Origin of the sequence: Pseudomonas sp. (genome assembly GCF_030150285.1) — a bacterium.
In the GTDB taxonomy this organism is placed as follows: Bacteria; Pseudomonadota; Gammaproteobacteria; order Pseudomonadales; family Pseudomonadaceae; genus Aquipseudomonas.
In genome coordinates, this window is the sequence record NZ_JASLGE010000094.1 from 20156 (window position 1) to 36635 (window position 16480).

Sequence of the window (16480 nt, forward strand, 5' to 3'; positions counted from 1 at the left end):
CGATGACCGAGTTGTCGAAGGTGTCGGTCACTGCGCTCAAGGGCGTGGGCGAAGCCATGGCCGAGAAACTGGCCAAGGTGGGGTTGGAAACCGTACAGGATGTGCTCTTTCACCTGCCGTTGCGCTATCAGGACCGCACCCGTGTGGTGCCGATTGGCGCGCTGCGCCCAGGCCAGGATGCCGTGGTCGAAGGCCGGGTGATTGGCGTCGATGTTGTCATGGGCAAGCGCCGCAGCCTGCTGGTACGCATCAACGATGGTACCGGCGGCTTGAGCCTGCGTTTCTACCACTTCAGCAATGCGCAAAAAGAAAGCCTTAAACGAGGCACTGAAGTGCGCTGCTATGGCGAAGCGCGGCCCGGTGCTTCAGGGCTGGAGATTTATCATCCGGAATACCGTGCTATCACCGGCGATGAGCCGCCCCCGATCGACACGACCCTGACGCCGATTTACCCCACCACCGAAGGCCTGACCCAACAACGCTTGCGCCAGCTCAGCCAGCAAAGCCTGGCGATGCTGGGCCCGCGCAGTCTGCCGGATTGGTTGCCCGCAGAACTGGCCAAAGAGCATCAATTGGCACCTTTGGATGAAGCCATCCGCTATTTGCATCAGCCGCCCGCCGATGCGGATGTGGAAGAGCTCGCGCTGGGTCATCACTGGGCGCAACATCGCTTGGCATTCGAAGAGCTGTTGACGCATCAGTTGTCGCAACAACGACTGCGCGAGAGCCTCCGTTCCCAACGCGCGCCCGCCCTGGCCTTGGCCCGCCAGTTGCCCAAACAGTTCCTAGCCAACCTGGGCTTCCCCCCCACCGGGGCGCAAGTACGGGTCGGCAACGAAGTGGCCTACGACCTCAGCCAGCCGGAACCCATGCTGCGCTTGATCCAGGGGGATGTGGGCGCGGGCAAGACCGTAGTGGCCGCTTTAGCCGCTTTGCAAGCGCTGGAGGCCGGTTACCAGGTGGCGCTGATGGCCCCGACCGAGATCCTGGCGGAACAACACTTCATCAACTTCAAGCGCTGGCTGGAACCGTTGGGGCTTGAAGTGGCCTGGCTGGCGGGCAAGCTCAAGGGCAAGGCGCGAGTGGCGGCGCTTGAGCACATCGCCGACGGTGCGCCCATGGTCGTCGGCACCCATGCCCTGTTCCAGGAACACGTGCAGTTCAAGAACCTGGCGCTGGTGATCATCGATGAGCAGCACCGTTTTGGCGTTCAGCAGCGTCTGGCCTTGCGTAACAAAGGCGTGGGCGGCGTGATGTGCCCACACCAGTTGATCATGACCGCCACGCCGATTCCGCGCACGCTGGCCATGAGCGCTTATGCCGACCTGGACACCTCGATCCTCGATGAGTTGCCGCCGGGGCGCACGCCGGTCAATACCGTGCTGGTGGTCGACACGCGCCGCGTCGAAGTGATTGAGCGCGTGCGCGCGGCCTGCGCCGAAGGCCGACAGGCCTATTGGGTGTGCACGCTGATTGAAGAATCTGAAGAGATGACCTGTCAGGCGGCTGAAACTACATTCGAAGACCTGTCCAGTGCGCTGGGTGAGTTGCGCGTAGGCTTGATCCACGGGCGCATGAAGGCGGCTGAAAAGGCGCAGGTCATGGCCTGCTTCAAGGCGGGTGAGTTGCAGTTGCTGGTGGCGACGACGGTCATCGAAGTGGGCGTCGACGTGCCGAATGCCAGTTTGATGATTATTGAAAACCCAGAGCGCCTGGGCTTGTCCCAGTTGCATCAATTGCGTGGGCGTGTCGGTCGGGGCAGTGCCGTTAGCCATTGTGTGCTGTTGTATCACCCGCCGCTGTCGCAAGTCGGTCGTCAGCGCCTGGGCATCATGCGTGAGACCAACGACGGCTTTGTCATCGCTGAAAAAGACCTTGAACTACGCGGCCCGGGCGAAATGCTGGGCACGCGGCAAACCGGTCTGTTGCAATTCAAGGTCGCGGACCTGATGCGTGACGCCGACTTGCTTCCTGCCGTGCGTGACGCAGCGCTGACCCTGATTGAGCGTTGGCCGGCCCATGTCAGCCCTTTGCTTGATCGTTGGCTGCGCCATGGTCAGCAATACGGGCAGGTATAAAAGACCGTTCAGTAAATTGAACTGCGGCCGATCAAGTAGCCGGTTATCCAATTTGAGTTGCAGGAATCGAATGCAGAGCATGAACGAAGTCTCCCGCGCCCCAACCGTTCCCGATACGCCTCCCGCTGTGCAGCGCCTGCTCGATGAGTGGGCGATTCCCTACGCCAAGGTTGTTGATCATCCTGCACTTGATCCGGCCAGCAAAGTGCAGGCGGTGTTGCTGGATGACGCCGTAGGCGTCTTGATGGTGCTGTTTGCGCAAAGCCATTTGCTTGACCTCAACCGCTTGGCTGACTTGATTGGGCGTCGCATGACGGCAGTGGTGCCCGAGCGCCTGCAGCGTCAGCTCGACCGGCATGCACTGCGCCAGTTGCCCGGCCTACCGTTGCTCAGCGGCGCGTCCTGCCTCTACGAAGAGCAACTGATGTTACAGCCGCAGTTGTTGATCAGTTCAGGAGAGCCGGGGCTGCTGCTGGGCATCGCCCGCGAAGACTTCAAACGTGTGTTGCGCAACGCTTCGGCGGGCCGCTTTGCAGAGCCGCTGGACGCGATCAGGCTCAGCGGTGCCGGCCCGGATGACGACGGTGCGGCCATTACACAAGCCGTTCAGGTGTTTACGGCGCGGCGTATCCAGCAACGGCTTGAAGCCACCATCGAGATCCCGCCGCTGGCCGAGAGCGTGCGCAAGATCATGCGTTTGCGGGTGGACCCCGACGTGTCTATTGATGAGATCACCAGTGTTGTCGAAATCGACCCGGCCTTGGCAGCGCAAGTCATGAGCTGGGCGTCGTCTTCGTACTACGCTTCGCCGACCAAAATCCGTTCGGTCGAAGATGCCATTGTGCGTGTGCTGGGGGCTGATCTGGTCATTAACCTGGCGTTGAGTCTGTCGTTAGGCAAAACCTTGAGCCTGCCCAAGGATCACCCGCAATCAAGCGCGCCTTACTGGCAGCAGTCGATTTACACCGCCGCCGTGATTGAAGGCCTGACCCGTGCCATGCCGCTTGCGAAACGGCCAGAAGCCGGCCTGACGTACTTGGCCGGTTTGCTGCACAATTTTGGCTACTTGCTGTTGGCCCACGTGTTTCCGCCGCACTTCTCGCTGATTTGCCGCCACCTGGAAGTCAACCCGCATGTGAGTCACTGCCTGATCGAGCAGCATTTGTTGGGTATCAGCCGCGAACAAATGGGAGCCTGGCTGATGCGGTATTGGGGCATGCCGGATGAACTGGTCAGCGCGTTGCGTTTCCAGCATGACTCGACGTACACCGGCACCCATGCTGAATACCCGAACCTGGTGTGCGTGGCGCTGGAGTTGTTGCGCAGCCGCGGGATCGGCCACGGCGCGAGTAGCCCGGTGCCTGATGCGCTGCTTGAGCGGCTAGGCGTGACACGTGCCAAAGCAGAAGATGCCGTCAATAAAGTGCTCGAGGCTGAACTGCTGCTGCGTGAACTGACACATCAGTTCAGCCCGGCGTGAATCCATAAGAAGCCCCTGTCGCAAGGGGCTCTTGGCCTTACGCTTTCGGCTTTTTACGCGGTTTGAGGTACTTGGTCAGGCCCTGGAACCAGATCACCAGCGCGGGATTGCCCTTGATCTGAATCGATTTGTCTTGAATCCCGGTCATAAATGCCAGTTGCTTGTTCTTCGCTTGCAACGTGTCGAAACCGTAGGCGGCGTCTTTAAAGGCAATGGCGAAGGCCGGCTCCGGGTAGAGGCCCGAATGGCTGGTGATACGCTGGTCTTTCACTTTGAAGTGACGGGCGACGGTGCCGTCCAGGGTTTGCAGTTGGAAAACCAGGTCTTTGTCGACCAATTGCTGCGCAAACGCCGGGTTTTTTCGGCTGGCCTTGCCCATCAAGTAGCCTAGCATCCAGAGCAGGAAGCGAAATTTCATGTACACGGCCTCGGGGAATAAATGAATGGCCGGCGAAGTTTAACGATTTGAAAAAAGAACGCTACAGATCTGTAGCGATAGGCGTAGATGGACGGCTTTTTGCCACTTATGGCCGCATAATTGGCCTTGTCATCGTAAAGAATGGGCGTGTTGCCCATTCTTCAAAGCCCTGCAGGCAGTGGCCGGTCACGATATTAAGGATTGACGCTGTCTTTAAGGAACTTGCCCGGCTTGAATGCCACGGTGTTGCTGGCCTTGATCTTGACCGGCTCACCGGTTTGCGGGTTTTGCCCGGTACGCGCCCCACGGTGGCGTTGAATGAAGGTACCGAAACCGACCAGCGTGACGCTGTCTTTACGGTGCAGGGCATTGGTGATTTCTTCGAGCACTGTATTAAGCACGCGGCTGGCTTGCTCTTTGGTGAGGTCAGCTTTTTCAGCAATGGCCGCGGCGAGATCTGGTTTACGCATAGGTGAAGCCTCTTTGACGGTTTTTTGTTGTTATGTCCGTGCTGCTCTCTGTGGAGCAGCGCTAAGGCACCGCAGGCTCTAAACTGCGGCAGACCGGTGTGAGAATGGCACGGGGCCAAAGCCTGCGCCAGTCTCTGCGGGGGCTTTGTTGAGGCAGGGCAATGCCAAGTATGACAAAAGCTAGGGCATTTACGCCAAAAGTGCTGGTAGCGCTTTGTTCAGCGCCAGTTTCTCGCGAACGGCCTCGCCCGTCAGGGCATAACCCAGCAGCTTGCCGTCGGCGTCCCGGCACAGGGCTTTGATGTCTGCACCATGGCCTTCCACCTGCCATTGGCCTTCGTAGCCGCGCGGCACGGGTGACACCACCACCGGGCATACGGGCGTTTTAACCGTAATTGGCATCGGCCCGTAGCTGACAGCGGTGGGTTTGCCGGCCAGGGTTTGTGCCAGTGCTCGCGCGCTGCTCATCAGGGGCATCACGTACAGCAGGTTCAACCCGTCTACTTCAGCGCAGTCACCCAGGGCGTAAATATTGTCATGGGAGGTTTTGAGGGTGCGATCGACCTCAATCCCCCGGTTGATGCGGATGCCGGCAGCGGCAGCCAGGTCGGTGCGCGGGCGCAGGCCAATGGCCGAGACCACGACATCACAGGCGATCACGCTGGCGTCAGACAAATGGGCTTCGAGCCCTGTGTCTGTTCGGTGCAAGCGCGTCAATACCGGGCCCAGATGAAACCGCGCGCCCAAGCCTTCCAGGCCGTCCTGCACCGCGGCAGCAGCAGCGGGTGGCAGCAGCGTCGGCATGACTTGCTCGCACGGTGCCACCAGGTCGACCTCGTAGCCGCCGGCGATCAGGTCATTGGCGAACTCACAGCCGATCAGCCCGGCCCCGAGTATCAACACACGACGTTTGCCGGCGGCAGCAGCCCGGAAGCGGGCATAGTCTTGAAGGTCATTGATCGGGTAAATGGCGTCCTGTGCATCGCCTTGCACCGGCATCTGTACCGTTTGCGCGCCCCACGCCAGAATCAGGTCGCGGTACGGCACCGCTTCTTCACCGATCCACACGTGCTTGTGGCCCGGGTCAATCCCGCTGATACGGGTGTGAGTGCGCACCTGGGCCTTGAGTTGATCGGCCATGGCACCCGGCATCGCCATGCTCAGTTCATCGGCCTGCTTGTTCTTGCCAAAACCGGTGGACAGCATGGGCTTGGAGTAGGAGCGCCCGTCATCGGCGGTGATCAACAGCAACGGGGTGTCGCTGTCCAGCTTGCGAAACTCCCGGGCCAGGTTATAGCCAGCCAGGCCGGTGCCGATGATCACGACGGGTGCGCTCATTTCAATCTCCAACGGGGTGAGTGGTTAAAAAACGATCAGTTGATTTCGATCATCTCGAAATCCATTTTGCCGACGCCGCAGTCCGGGCACAGCCAGTCTTCTGGCACGTCCTGCCACAGCGTACCGGGGGCAATGCCGTCATCCGGCCAGCCGTCGGCTTCGTTGTAAATCAGTCCACACACAATGCATTGCCATTTTTTCACGGGGTTACTTCCTCAGGTTCAGGTCGATACAAGGCCACAGGCGTTTTAAGGTCTGCCGGGTCGCTCGTTGAATTTCAGGGCGTTTTGTACGGATCCGCGTCGGCAGATGCAAGTGCGATTGCAGCCGGCGCGCCCTAGGCCGCGCATACGATGACCAGCATGATAAGCTCGCGGGCCTCAATGGTTGCCAATTATGACCTACCGTGCCGCACATAACGTCTCCGCTGATCTCCCCTGTCTGGCTTGAACAACGCCGCCTGGCGGCCTTGCCCCCGGCCCAAACCCTCGACTGGCTATTCGATGAAGGCTCACTCACTCGACGTCTTACAGCACTTTCAGAAGGTGCCTTCAGTGTTTTGCCACTTTTTGAAGGTTGGCAGCCGCTGCGCCCGGATGAATGTGCCGGGCTTGAATTGCCCGATGCCAGCGTGGGTTGGGTGCGTGAAGTGCATCTGTGCGGGCATGGGCAGCCGTGGGTGTTTGCCCGCAGCGTTGCCGCCAAAAGCTCGCTGGAGGGTGGCGGGCTGAACATGGATGAACTGGGCACTCGCTCTTTGGGTGAACTGCTGTTCAGTGATCACGCTTTCGAGCGCGGTGAATTGCAGGTGTGCCACTACCCGAGCGCTGCATTGCCGCTTGCTGACCGAGCCGACAACCTGTGGGCCCGCCGCTCATGTTTTGTGCGCGGCGCGCTGAGTGTGCTGGTGGCTGAAGTCTTTTTGCCCAACCTGTGGGTTGCTTTGAGCACCCGGTCGGAGAACACCTGATGTACGTCAAATTGCTGAAATCACTCAACCGTTTGAACCCAAGGGCCTGGGACTTTATTCAGTTGACTCGCATGGACAAGCCCATCGGCATTTATCTGCTGCTGTGGCCGACCCTGTGGGCGCTGTGGGTGGCGGCTAAAGGCGTGCCGTCGTTGGCCAACCTGTTGATCTTTGTGTTCGGTGTGATCCTGACCCGCGCCGGTGGCTGCGTGATCAACGACTTTGCGGATCGCAAGGTCGACGGCCATGTAAAACGCACGGAACAGCGACCTCTGGTCAGCGGAAAAATCAGCAGCAAAGAAGCCTTGGTGTTTTTTGCGGTGCTGATGGGGGTCAGTTTCCTGCTGGTGCTGTGCACGAATGCACCGACCATTTGGTTGTCGTTCGGCGGTCTGGCGTTGGCGGCGAGTTACCCGTTCATGAAGCGCTACACCTATTACCCGCAAGTGGTATTGGGCGCAGCGTTTTCATGGGGCATGCCGATGGCCTTTACCGCCGAAACCGGCAGCCTGCCGGCGGCGGCCTGGTTGCTGTACATCGCCAACTTGCTGTGGACAGTGGCTTACGACACGTACTACGCCATGACCGACCGCGACGATGACCTGAAAATCGGCGTCAAATCCACCGCCATCCTGTTTGGTGATGCCGACCGTGTGATCATCCTCACCTTGCAGGGGTTGGCGTTGGGGTGCCTGTTGCTGGCGGGTGCGCATTTCGATCTGGGCGGCTGGTTCCACCTTGGCTTGCTGGCCGCGGCGGGCTGCTTTGTGTGGGAATTCTGGTACACCCGCGACCGTGATCCACAGCGCTGCTTTAAAGCCTTTCTGCACAACCACTGGGCGGGCTTGGCCATTTTCGTGGGCATCGTGCTGAACTACGCGCTGGCGTAAACGGCCGTAGGAACGAGCTTGCCCGTGATCGGTTGATTGTTAAAAGATCGCGAGCACGACCAGCCCGCACCGCGACCCTGTAGGAACGAGCTTGCTCGTGATCGGTTGACCTTTAAAAGATCGCGAGCAAGCTCCTACAACGCCATGACCATTAGCCCGCTGGGCTGGGCACCAGCCGCAGGGTGCTGCGGGTGTTGAGCTGGATCTCGGTTTCGTCCAGATGAGGCTTGTCATAGTCGCCCTGGATGAACGACTCGGCCTGGTCGCGATAGTGCTTGTCGAACGGCACGCCACTCTGGCCCACGGGGTTGATGGTGAGGCTATGGGCCGGGTTGGCGAAATCGATCAGGCGCCGCGTCGACGGCCCGTAGCTCACCGCCCATGGTGCATTGCCCGGTTTGGCGCTCAGGTTGTTCGGCACTTCGTGACTGCCGGGGGCGGCGAAAGGGCCGACGTTAAGCAGCCAATCCAGCGGTTTTTGCTTACCGAGCGGGTGCTCGTGGGTCAAGGTATGGGCCCGCCCCCAGCGCCATTGCGCCGGGTCATCGCCCTGGGTGGCTTTGAGGTGAGCAAGGCTGGCTTGCCAGGCCGCTTTGACTGTGTCGGCGCGCGTTTCTTTATGCGCCGTATGGCGGTTGTTCCACCACGGCGAGTCCGGGTCCGCCGCAAGGCGCGGTAACACCTCGTCAATAAGCCGGGTGGACAGCAGCATGTCGAAGTAATCTTCGCCCAATTCGTCCCGCATTGACGCTTCGGCCAGGTTGTAGAGGAACTGGTTGAACAGCGTGGCCGCCGTTGAGTCCAGCGGGTAATCCCCTTCCCAGCGCTTGAGTTGCGTTAATAGCTTACGTTCGCCGGGGTCGCGTACTACGTCGTTTAGCACCGGCAGCAGCGGTGCGAGTACGCGCGGGCCGTAATCAGTGGTGGTACCCAATTGCAGTGCCTGGCTGTTTTTCAGGTTCCATTTGACGCGAGCATCGCTTAACTGGCGGTCAAGTTGCTGGCCGCGATCAGCCAGATTGTAGTAGCCGGGTATCTCAACCCCCGCAGGCGATACCGGCTGGAAGTTGGCCGAGACGATATAGCCGCGTGGCGGGTTTTCTTCTTGAGGGTTGGCGCTGAACGGGTAGAAACCGTCTTTATCGGCCTGGCCGGTGCTGCCATCAAGGATGAACGCCGGGTTGACCCCTGCGGGCCGTTTGGGCAACTGTGCAGCCGCCCACCAGCCGATATCGCCCTTGGCATTGGCCCACACCAGGTTCAGGCCCGGCGCGTGAATCAAGGCTGCGGCGGTGCGGGCTTTGGCCAGCGTGTCAGCGCGGTTGAGCTGGTAGAACGCTTCAAGGATCGGGTTTTGGGTCTCCAGAAACCCCCACCACATAGCAATGGGCGTATCGCCCGCAACAGTGCCCAGCACATCGTTGACGATGGGGCCGTGGGGCGACTGGCGTAGCGTAAGCGTGACAGGGGCTTGGCCTTTGACCGCAATCTGCTGCTCGGTGTGGGTCATGTCGACCCATTGGCCGTGGTACCACACCTGATTGGGATTATCGGGGTTGGTTTTTTCAGCGATCAGGTCCAGGTCGTCGTTCTGGAACATGGTCAGGCTCCAGCCGAAGTCTCGGTTGTTGCCCAAAAAGGCAAACGGCACCAGCGCCTGATGGTAGCCATACAGCTCAACGTCAGGCGCTGACAGTTGCGCCTCGTACCACACCGAAGGCACTGAGAAGCGAATATGCGGGTCGCCCGCCAGCAACGGTTTGCCACTTTGCGTGCGGCTGCCCGACACGACCCAGGCGTTACTGCCTTCAAACTGCGGCAAACCAGCCTGGCTCAAGGCCTGCTCGCTCACTTGGGCCAGCGCCCCCAAGGCTTGCCAGTCGTTGGCCGTCAGCGCTTGAGTCAGCACCCCTTGGGGCTGCCAGGCGAGGTCGAAGACCTTTAGGTAGTCGCTGCCCAATTCATCGCGTACGTAAGTCAGCAAAGGTTCAGTGCGAAAGGCGGCGGCAAAGCTGTAGGCCATGTAACCGGCAATACTGAAGGTATCTTCAGCGGTGAACGGACGCGGCGTTATGCCCAGCAGGTCGAATTCCACCGGGCGAGCGCGGGTGTTCTGGTAGTGATTGATCCCGTCGAGGTAGGCCTGTAGCGCCAGCCACGACGGGGACCGAAGGTCCTGCTCGGCGACGTAACGGGCCGCCCGTTCGCGAATGCGCAAGCTGCGAAACAATGTGTCGGTGCCCAGCAGTTTGGGCCCCAGCACTTCGGCCAGTTCGCCGCGAGCCAGGCGGCGCATGATCTCCATTTGAAACAGGCGGTCTTGCGCGTGCACATAGCCGAGAGCGCGGTACAGGTCGTTCTGGTTGCTCGCGCGGATATGCGGCACGCCGCGCTCGTCGTAGCGCACTGTGACCGGCCCTTGCAGCGCAGAGAATGTGACCTGCCCTTGGCGTTCCGGCAGTTTGCTCTGCACATACCAAAGGCCGCCCGCCGCTGCGGCAGCGACCAGCAGGGCGATAACCGTCAGGCTGCGTTTCATGGCGTTGCTCCTGGTGTTACCTCGTCATTTCGCCACGGGCAATAACAGCCCACGGCCATCGTGTGCGTGGCTTTCACGGGGCGGCCTTCACTCAAGGCCTGCAAGATCGGCTCGATAAAGCTATTGCTGGCGTTGCAGGTCGCGCCTTCGCTGTAAGGGCCGAAGTAGGCCAACTGGCCGCTGTGATCCCAAATGGCAACCGCCGGGCTGGCGCTCAGGTGCTGCGCTCCGGGGAGGTCGGGCAGGGGCTTGATGGCGCTCAGCGTGGCAGGTAACGGGGCCGGGTTGCCGGCTTTTTGGACGACGTAGAACTCGACACCCTGTGGCCTGTAGCGCGTCAGCAGTTCGCCCAGGTGCTGTTGGTTACCGACGTTACAGGGGCAGGCGGGGTCCCGGAAGTGCACCACCCGAATCGGCCCAGGCCCGGAGAGCTCGGGCGGCAGGCGCAGCACGTCACCAGCAAACAGCGCCGTCTGGTCACTGAACGCCCGGATATAGCGGCCTTCAAACCACTGGTAAGCCGCCCACAGGCCGACGGCGCAGATCAGAGCCAGCACGTAGGCAAATACGTTTTTGACGGTGGGCAAAGGCATGCAAATAGGTCCTTGAGGGCCGCGTAGCTTGCCATGCTTGGCCGGACAGATGAATATCGTGGGTCTATAAAGCGTGTTTGCCGCCCCTGTTCTGCCTGGAAACCCCCTATGCCCGCCCCGTTTTCTCCCGATTCCTTACGTGCCAGCCTGCAGCCCTTGGCCGCGAGCCAGCCGTTATCGAGTGAGGCCTTGGCGTATCAGCGGTTTTACGGGCTGGACTTTGTGCCGCGCCAGGTCGCGGTGCGTCGGCAATTGGGGCGCTTTAGCGCCGGTGGCTACGATCTGGTCAGTCAGGTCTGGTGGCCTGCTTCTGCGCCGGTGGCCACCCTGTTTGTGGTGCACGGCTTTTACGATCACATGGGGCTGTACCGGCATGTGATTGAGTGGGGGCTGAACCGAGGCTTTGTGGTCATCGCCTGCGACCTGCCGGGGCATGGCCTGTCCAGTGGCGAGCGAGCCAGCATCCAGGATTTCTCGCAATATCAGGAAGCGCTGCAAGGGTTGTTTATCGAGGCACAATCGCTGGCATTGCCGCAGCCTTGGCACCTGTTCGGGCAAAGCACAGGCGGGGCGATTGTGCTTGATCATCTGTTGCGCCAGGGCGATCACAGCCCGGCCCAGGGTCAAGCCATTTTGATGGCACCGCTGGTGCGGCCCAAGGATTGGAACTGGTCAAAGTTTAGCTATTACCTGTTGCGCCCGTTTGTTAAAGGCATCGAGCGCCAGTTCAGCGAGAACACGAACGACCCGCAGTTTTTACCCTTTCTGCAGGCAGACCCATTGCAGGCACATCGTTTGCCGACGGCGTGGGTGGGCGCGATGGCGCGCTGGATTTCACGCATTGAGGCGGCCCCGGCCAGCGCGCGACAGCCTTTGGTGGTTCAAGGCGAGGCCGACAAAACCGTGGACTGGGAGCACAACCTGAAGGTGCTGAATACCAAATTCAGTCAGCCCCAGGTGCTATTGCTGCCCGAAGCCCGGCACCATTTGGCGAATGAAACCGTGGCGATACGCGAGCAGTATTTCGCGTTTTTGGATCGTTTTTTCTGAACTGAGCATCAGCCTGCCGTTGCAGCTAAAGACGCCAGTGCGCGGTATTGCTGGGCTACCGGGTCAGGCTCGATGTGCTCTGGCCAACCGCCAACCCTGCCCGAACGGCGGCCAGGGCGGCCTGATAATAGGTCTGCCCATCAGGTGACTCGGCGAAGGTCACAAACTCTTCAAGTTCCGGGTCAGACAGGTCGCGATACACGTAAAGCAACGTGTTATCCATCTCGGCGGCAATCTGTTCCATCAAGCGCTGGCGTTGGCCATTGAGCATGCTTTGCGCCTGGCCGGCCCCCAGCAAGCCAGGAATCATTGAACTGAGCCCATCAGCGGCCACACCCGCAATTGCCAGGCTCACTTCTGCACCGGCTTCACGCACGGGCAGCGCGCGTGACAAGTGGTTGATCAACAACTGGCGAGTGGCAGAGGCTTCGATACGTGGCAAACCTTGCGCGTGTTGGGCCAACTGATCACGGCGGGTGGCCAGCACTTCGGCCGCCACGATCTTGTACCCCAGTGGCGATTTAAAGAAGGCGAGCGCGGGGGCGGGACGGGGCAGGTTTGTGCGCATTTGCGCTTTCGCACGGCGGTCCATGGCGGCGGGTTCAAAGCGCTGGCTGCTGCTGTTCACCAACGCCTGATACACCGCGGGCGGCAAATTGTTGCGATAGCGCTCCTGGGCACCGGTGAGGGCATCATTAAAGTGAGCGCGTTGTTCTGGCCAGCCGGCCGCAGAGAACAACTCATCGAGCGTGTCAGCCCATGCAGGCAACGTGCAAAACATCATTAACAGCAAAAACATGCGACGCATGAGGGGCTCCTGTCAGCAGGTCGCTATTGTCCGGGTGTGGTGTAGGACTTGTCGAGAATTCGTCTACTCTCGCGGGCTTTAAATGACCGGATGAACTATTTCTGCGATGCCGGCCAGACGGCGCTGTCAGATTTTCAGGCACCTCGATATTATGCGCGTCATGCACATACCCTTTGATCACCCGCTGTTGCTTCGCATCGTCGACGACCTGTACGCGCAGGGCTGGTCGCAGCAAAACATCTTTCTCTCTGAGGCTTTGACGCTCGAACTGGCGGCTGAGTGCCATAAACGTTCCGCGCAAGGCGAGCTGACCCCGGCCGCGGTGGGGCGCGGGGTGGCTCAGGAGGTTCGCGAGGGTATACGGGGTGATCATATTCAATGGCTGGAGCCGGGAGAGGCTCCAGCCTGCGACAGTTATCTAGGCTTAATGGAAAGCCTGCGAATCGCTATGAATCGCAGGCTTTTTTTGGGCCTGGAAGACTTCGAAAGCCATTTTGCCCTGTACCCACCCGGTGCTTTTTACCTCAAGCACCTGGACCGTTTTCGCGACGATGACCGGCGCATGGTCTCCGCCGTGGTGTACCTCAATGAGGCGTGGCTGCCAGAACACGGCGGGCACTTGCGCATGTACCTGGAAGGCAATGTCGACTACGACGTGCTGCCGACTGGCGGTTGCCTGGTCGTGTTTCTCTCGGGCGAAATCCCCCACGAAGTCATGCCGGCCACCCGTGATCGACTGTCGTTGACGGGCTGGTTTCGCCGCCGGGCCACGGAGGTGTTTTTATGAGCCACAAAGTGTTGGTCAGTCGCTGCCTGTTGGGCCACCCGGTGCGCTACGACGGCGGTGCCAGTGGCCCGTATGACCGGCTGGCGCAGTGGCAAGCCCAAGGCCGCGTGGTTGCGTTGTGCCCCGAAGTGGCGGGCGGGTTGCCCACGCCGCGTGCGCCGGCGGAAATACCGGGTGGCCAGGGCACGGCCGTCCTCGATGGCACCGCACCGGTGGTGACAATCGACGGTGACACGGTGACCGAGGCGTTTGTGTCCGGTGCGCATCAGGCGTTGGCATTGGTGGAGCAGCACGGTATTCGCATTGCTATTCTCAAGGCCCACAGCCCGTCATGCGGCAACCTGTTGACCTATGACGGCAGTTTCAGCGGGGTTAAGGTGCAAGGCCAAGGCGTGACGGCGGCCTTGCTGATGCGTGCCGGTGTGCAGGTGTTCAGTGAGTTGCAATTGGCGCAAGCGGCGCAAGCACTGGCCGCATTGGAGCACCCTTGACCGCCTGTAGAGCGTGTAAATGAGTTCAGGTAACATCCGGTGCCATTTTGCCCAGGGGATACACCATGAGTGACAAGTCCAAACCGACGTTTGCGGCCGCTTCAGATAGCGCCGATGCTGCCTTGCACCATATCGTGGATGGTTTTTTACACTTCCATCACGAAATCTTTCCCGAGCAAGAAGCCTTTTTCAAGCGACTCGCCACGGCGCAAAACCCGCGTGCGATGTTTATTGCCTGTGCCGATTCGCGCATCGTGCCGGAGCTGATTACCCAGAGTTCGCCAGGTGATCTGTTTGTGACCCGTAACGTCGGCAACGTCGTGCCACCTTACGGCCTGTTAAACGGCGGTGTGTCGACGGCGATTGAGTACGCGGTACTGGCACTGGGTGTGCAACACGTGATCATTTGCGGGCATTCGGACTGTGGCGCGATGCGCGCAGTGCTGAACCCGTCTAGCTTGAAAAAAATGCCGACGGTCAGGGCTTGGCTGCAGCACGTTGAAGTCGCCAAAACAATGGTGCAAGACAATTGCAATTGCGCCAATGAGCTTGAAAGCATGCACGTACTGACCGAAGAGAACGTGATTGCTCAACTCCAGCACTTGCGGACTCACCCGTCGGTGGCGTCACGCATGGCCAGTGGGGATTTGTTTATTCATGGCTGGGTGTACGACATCGAGACCAGTGAGATCAAAGCCTACGATGCCGATAAAGGCGAGTTCCTGCCGCTGGACGGTACCAGCCCGATCCCGAGTGCAACGCCTAAAGCGCGGTATTGAACGCCCGTTGCAGGGGAGCCGCGGGCGTGCCATCGCAAAGCGCTAGAGTGAGCTGGACAGCTCCAGGTTAATGCCCAGTTGCTTGGACATGCAGGGCCAGCGGCTCCAGGCTCTGCCGGTGTCCGGGCTGCTCAACGTTTGGCGGTAAGCTTCAACGGACTCCAGCGCAAAGCTGTCGTCGTTCAGCATCTCATCCACCGCGTGGTGCACCACTTCATCCAGTTCGTTGGCGAATGCTTCGCCAATCAACTGGTGCGCAATCACGTTGGCCACTGTGGTATCCAGCGGGATCAGCGGTTGGTTGAAGTGCTTGATGTAGAGGTCGTTGACTTCCTCGACCAGGCGGTGCGCCAGGTACGCCTCGTCCAGCAGGCTTTCCAGGCCTGTGTGGCCTTCCAGCATGTGTGGCGGCTGCGCGAAAAACTGTTCAGCGATTTTCAGCACCGGCTTGATCTGTGACTCAATGCCAGCTTCGCGAGCGACCGCGTTGGCGGCGTCGAGCAAATCCGGGACCTGGTCAATATAGGCGTTGATAAAGCGCGCCATCACCGCATTCTTATCACGCTCAGGCAGCGAAATGGCGGCGTGCAGGTGCGGCAGTTGCTCTGTTAGTTGGCGAGCGAGCAGGCCCGTGTCGGCCTCATGTTGTTGGGCACGCGAGATCTGCTCGCGAATGGCGGCGGTGTTCATGGGAACTCCAGGGGGGCGCAGAAACTGGGGAAGACTGGAAAGAAGCCTGCGTCAAAGGACGGGTCTTATCCAGAATGTATATTGTTAATCATTTTGTAACTGGGTAGTGAGTGCCATCTGTCGCGGGAGGCCCATTCTTAAGGATTAGGCCCCCAAATGACGGGGTATGGACTCGCTTAAACGCTAACGTTTAAGTGTTTAATGATAGTGGCTATTTGCCTGTATGCAATACCGCAGCAGCTTTCAGCGTGGCTAATATGAAAGTTCTTACTGTTTTGGTGCTGCTTTGTGCATTTGCCTGGGTGTTGTACCGTGGCACCCAGTTGCACGCGGGATCCCTACACGCAAGGATCCTACCCCCTACTTGTGGTTGTTGCTTTTCGCGCTGCCTGTCGATCATTACTCCGTGTGGAACCTATGACTAAATCTCAAAAAACCGTCTATATCCTGGTTGCGCTTATAGCGTTGGTCATGGGGGTGGCGTTCAACAAGATGATGCCGGGCAAGCCGAACTCGCCCGACGTCAAAGCGCTGACTGAAGCAGGCATTATTTTGCTGCCGCAAAGCCGTCAGCTACCGGCTATCACCCTGATGAACCAGGACGGGCAGCCGGTGGTGATGAATGAGTTGAAAGGCAAGTGGAGCCTGTTGTTCTTCGGCTACACCTTCTGCCCGGACATTTGCCCGACCACCCTTGCCCAATTGCGCCAGATCAAGAGCGAATTGCCCAAAGAGGTGCAGGACAAGCTGCAGATTGTGTTGGTCAGCGTCGACCCGAACCGCGATTCGCCCCAGCAGCTCAAGCAGTACCTGGGTTACTTCGACCCTGACTTTGTGGGCCTGACACCCGATTCCGTCGATTCGCTGCAAACGTTGGCCAATGCGGTGAGCATTCCGTTTATTCCGGCAGATACCCGCAAGCCCAATTACACGGTTGATCACAGTGGCAACCTAGCGTTGATCGGCCCGGACGGTACTCAGCGAGGTTTCATCCGCGCACCGTTCAATAACCAGAAAATGGTTGCTCAGTTGCCGGGGGTAGTGGAAAGGAACTAGAGAGAGGGTGACTGTGATCGCTGCCGCACGAAGCGGCAACGAT

17 protein-coding genes are annotated in these 16480 nt (G+C 59.7%); 9 read left to right on the plus strand and 8 right to left on the minus strand.

The window, feature by feature from the left end:
• Positions 1-2 precede the first annotated feature (2 nt).
• Together recG and Q1W15_RS21990 are read left to right on the plus strand one after the other, a co-directional pair.
• Complete coding sequence (gene recG, locus Q1W15_RS21985) at positions 3-2078, plus strand: ATP-dependent DNA helicase RecG (protein ID WP_300732417.1); 2076 nt, start codon at positions 3-5, stop codon at positions 2076-2078.
• A 79-nt stretch (positions 2079-2157) separates the two neighbouring features.
• On the plus strand, positions 2158-3558 hold the full coding sequence (locus Q1W15_RS21990) for an aminoacyl-tRNA deacylase and HDOD domain-containing protein (RefSeq protein ID WP_300732420.1): 1401 nt from the start codon (positions 2158-2160) through the stop codon (positions 3556-3558).
• Between the two features lie 37 nt (positions 3559-3595).
• On the opposite strand, the gene Q1W15_RS21995 is transcribed toward Q1W15_RS21990, so the two are convergent.
• The 4 genes from Q1W15_RS21995 to Q1W15_RS22010 form a co-directional block, all read right to left on the minus strand.
• Positions 3596-3976 carry a helicase gene (locus Q1W15_RS21995; protein WP_300732422.1) on the minus strand — a complete coding sequence of 127 codons (381 nt, stop codon included), beginning with the start codon at positions 3974-3976 and terminating at the stop codon, positions 3596-3598.
• 194 nt (positions 3977-4170) lie between these two features.
• Entirely contained in the window at positions 4171-4446 is a 276-nt protein-coding gene (locus tag Q1W15_RS22000) for an HU family DNA-binding protein (protein ID WP_300732425.1), read from the minus strand.
• 189 nt (positions 4447-4635) lie between these two features.
• Positions 4636-5784 carry an FAD-dependent oxidoreductase gene (locus tag Q1W15_RS22005; RefSeq protein WP_300732427.1) on the minus strand — a complete coding sequence of 383 codons (1149 nt, stop codon included), beginning with the start codon at positions 5782-5784 and terminating at the stop codon, positions 4636-4638.
• A 35-nt stretch (positions 5785-5819) separates the two neighbouring features.
• Positions 5820-5987: a rubredoxin gene (locus tag Q1W15_RS22010; RefSeq protein WP_003437744.1), complete on the minus strand. Its 168-nt coding sequence runs from the start codon at positions 5985-5987 to the stop codon at positions 5820-5822.
• A gap of 203 nt (positions 5988-6190) precedes the next feature.
• Between Q1W15_RS22010 and Q1W15_RS22015 the strand changes: the two genes are divergently transcribed.
• A complete protein-coding gene (locus tag Q1W15_RS22015) occupies positions 6191-6754 on the plus strand; it encodes a chorismate lyase (RefSeq protein WP_300732431.1) in 564 nt (187 codons plus the stop codon).
• Complete coding sequence (gene ubiA / locus Q1W15_RS22020; RefSeq protein WP_300732434.1) at positions 6754-7644, plus strand: 4-hydroxybenzoate octaprenyltransferase; 891 nt, start codon at positions 6754-6756, stop codon at positions 7642-7644. Before Q1W15_RS22015 ends, ubiA begins: the two co-directional genes overlap by 1 nt.
• 151 nt (positions 7645-7795) lie before the next feature.
• On the opposite strand, the gene Q1W15_RS22025 is transcribed toward ubiA, so the two are convergent.
• Together Q1W15_RS22025 and Q1W15_RS22030 are read right to left on the minus strand one after the other, a co-directional pair.
• Positions 7796-10183: a penicillin acylase family protein gene (locus Q1W15_RS22025; RefSeq protein ID WP_300732436.1), complete on the minus strand. Its 2388-nt coding sequence runs from the start codon at positions 10181-10183 to the stop codon at positions 7796-7798.
• Positions 10180-10776 (minus strand): DUF6436 domain-containing protein, encoded by a 597-nt coding sequence (locus tag Q1W15_RS22030; protein ID WP_300732439.1) that lies wholly within the window; start codon positions 10774-10776, stop codon positions 10180-10182. The genes Q1W15_RS22025 and Q1W15_RS22030 overlap by 4 nt, the downstream gene beginning before the upstream one ends.
• A gap of 108 nt (positions 10777-10884) precedes the next feature.
• Between Q1W15_RS22030 and Q1W15_RS22035 the strand changes: the two genes are divergently transcribed.
• On the plus strand, positions 10885-11826 hold the full coding sequence (locus Q1W15_RS22035; protein ID WP_300732442.1) for an alpha/beta hydrolase: 942 nt from the start codon (positions 10885-10887) through the stop codon (positions 11824-11826).
• A 55-nt stretch (positions 11827-11881) separates the two neighbouring features.
• Here Q1W15_RS22035 and Q1W15_RS22040 read toward each other — a convergent pair whose 3' ends face one another.
• Entirely contained in the window at positions 11882-12634 is a 753-nt protein-coding gene (locus Q1W15_RS22040; RefSeq protein ID WP_300732445.1) for a hypothetical protein, read from the minus strand.
• 151 nt (positions 12635-12785) lie between these two features.
• On the opposite strand from Q1W15_RS22040, the gene Q1W15_RS22045 reads away from it, so the two are divergent.
• The 3 genes from Q1W15_RS22045 (at position 12786) to Q1W15_RS22055 (ending at position 14691) form a co-directional block, all read left to right on the plus strand.
• Entirely contained in the window at positions 12786-13421 is a 636-nt protein-coding gene (locus Q1W15_RS22045; protein WP_300732451.1) for a 2OG-Fe(II) oxygenase, read from the plus strand.
• Positions 13418-13912, plus strand: coding sequence for a DUF523 domain-containing protein (locus tag Q1W15_RS22050; protein ID WP_300732454.1), 495 nt, complete (start codon positions 13418-13420; stop codon positions 13910-13912). Before Q1W15_RS22045 ends, Q1W15_RS22050 begins: the two co-directional genes overlap by 4 nt.
• A 65-nt stretch (positions 13913-13977) precedes the next feature.
• Positions 13978-14691 (plus strand): carbonic anhydrase, encoded by a 714-nt coding sequence (locus tag Q1W15_RS22055; protein WP_300732456.1) that lies wholly within the window; start codon positions 13978-13980, stop codon positions 14689-14691.
• Positions 14692-14733: 42 nt separating this feature from the next.
• Here the strand turns inward: Q1W15_RS22055 and Q1W15_RS22060 are convergent, their stop codons facing one another.
• Entirely contained in the window at positions 14734-15381 is a 648-nt protein-coding gene (locus tag Q1W15_RS22060; protein ID WP_300732459.1) for a hypothetical protein, read from the minus strand.
• Between the two features lie 417 nt (positions 15382-15798).
• On the opposite strand from Q1W15_RS22060, the gene Q1W15_RS22065 reads away from it, so the two are divergent.
• Positions 15799-16437, plus strand: a complete 639-nt coding sequence (locus tag Q1W15_RS22065; RefSeq protein ID WP_300732462.1) for an SCO family protein — start codon at positions 15799-15801, stop codon at positions 16435-16437.
• Positions 16438-16480: the final 43 nt, after the last annotated feature.

Coding starts and splice junctions, on each gene's coding strand:
- recG (WP_300732417.1), top strand. CDS start 3: ATGACCGAGTTGTCGAAGGTGTCGGTCACTGCGCTCAAGGGCGTGGGC.
- Q1W15_RS21990 (WP_300732420.1), top strand. CDS start 2,158: ATGAACGAAGTCTCCCGCGCCCCAACCGTTCCCGATACGCCTCCCGCT.
- Q1W15_RS21995 (WP_300732422.1), bottom strand. CDS start 3,976: ATGAAATTTCGCTTCCTGCTCTGGATGCTAGGCTACTTGATGGGCAAG.
- Q1W15_RS22000 (WP_300732425.1), bottom strand. CDS start 4,446: ATGCGTAAACCAGATCTCGCCGCGGCCATTGCTGAAAAAGCTGACCTC.
- Q1W15_RS22005 (WP_300732427.1), bottom strand. CDS start 5,784: ATGAGCGCACCCGTCGTGATCATCGGCACCGGCCTGGCTGGCTATAAC.
- ubiA (WP_300732434.1), top strand. CDS start 6,754: ATGTACGTCAAATTGCTGAAATCACTCAACCGTTTGAACCCAAGGGCC.
- Q1W15_RS22025 (WP_300732436.1), bottom strand. CDS start 10,183: ATGAAACGCAGCCTGACGGTTATCGCCCTGCTGGTCGCTGCCGCAGCG.
- Q1W15_RS22030 (WP_300732439.1), bottom strand. CDS start 10,776: ATGCCTTTGCCCACCGTCAAAAACGTATTTGCCTACGTGCTGGCTCTG.
- Q1W15_RS22035 (WP_300732442.1), top strand. CDS start 10,885: ATGCCCGCCCCGTTTTCTCCCGATTCCTTACGTGCCAGCCTGCAGCCC.
- Q1W15_RS22040 (WP_300732445.1), bottom strand. CDS start 12,634: ATGCGTCGCATGTTTTTGCTGTTAATGATGTTTTGCACGTTGCCTGCA.
- Q1W15_RS22045 (WP_300732451.1), top strand. CDS start 12,786: ATGCGCGTCATGCACATACCCTTTGATCACCCGCTGTTGCTTCGCATC.
- Q1W15_RS22050 (WP_300732454.1), top strand. CDS start 13,418: ATGAGCCACAAAGTGTTGGTCAGTCGCTGCCTGTTGGGCCACCCGGTG.
- Q1W15_RS22055 (WP_300732456.1), top strand. CDS start 13,978: ATGAGTGACAAGTCCAAACCGACGTTTGCGGCCGCTTCAGATAGCGCC.
- Q1W15_RS22060 (WP_300732459.1), bottom strand. CDS start 15,381: ATGAACACCGCCGCCATTCGCGAGCAGATCTCGCGTGCCCAACAACAT.
- Q1W15_RS22065 (WP_300732462.1), top strand. CDS start 15,799: ATGACTAAATCTCAAAAAACCGTCTATATCCTGGTTGCGCTTATAGCG.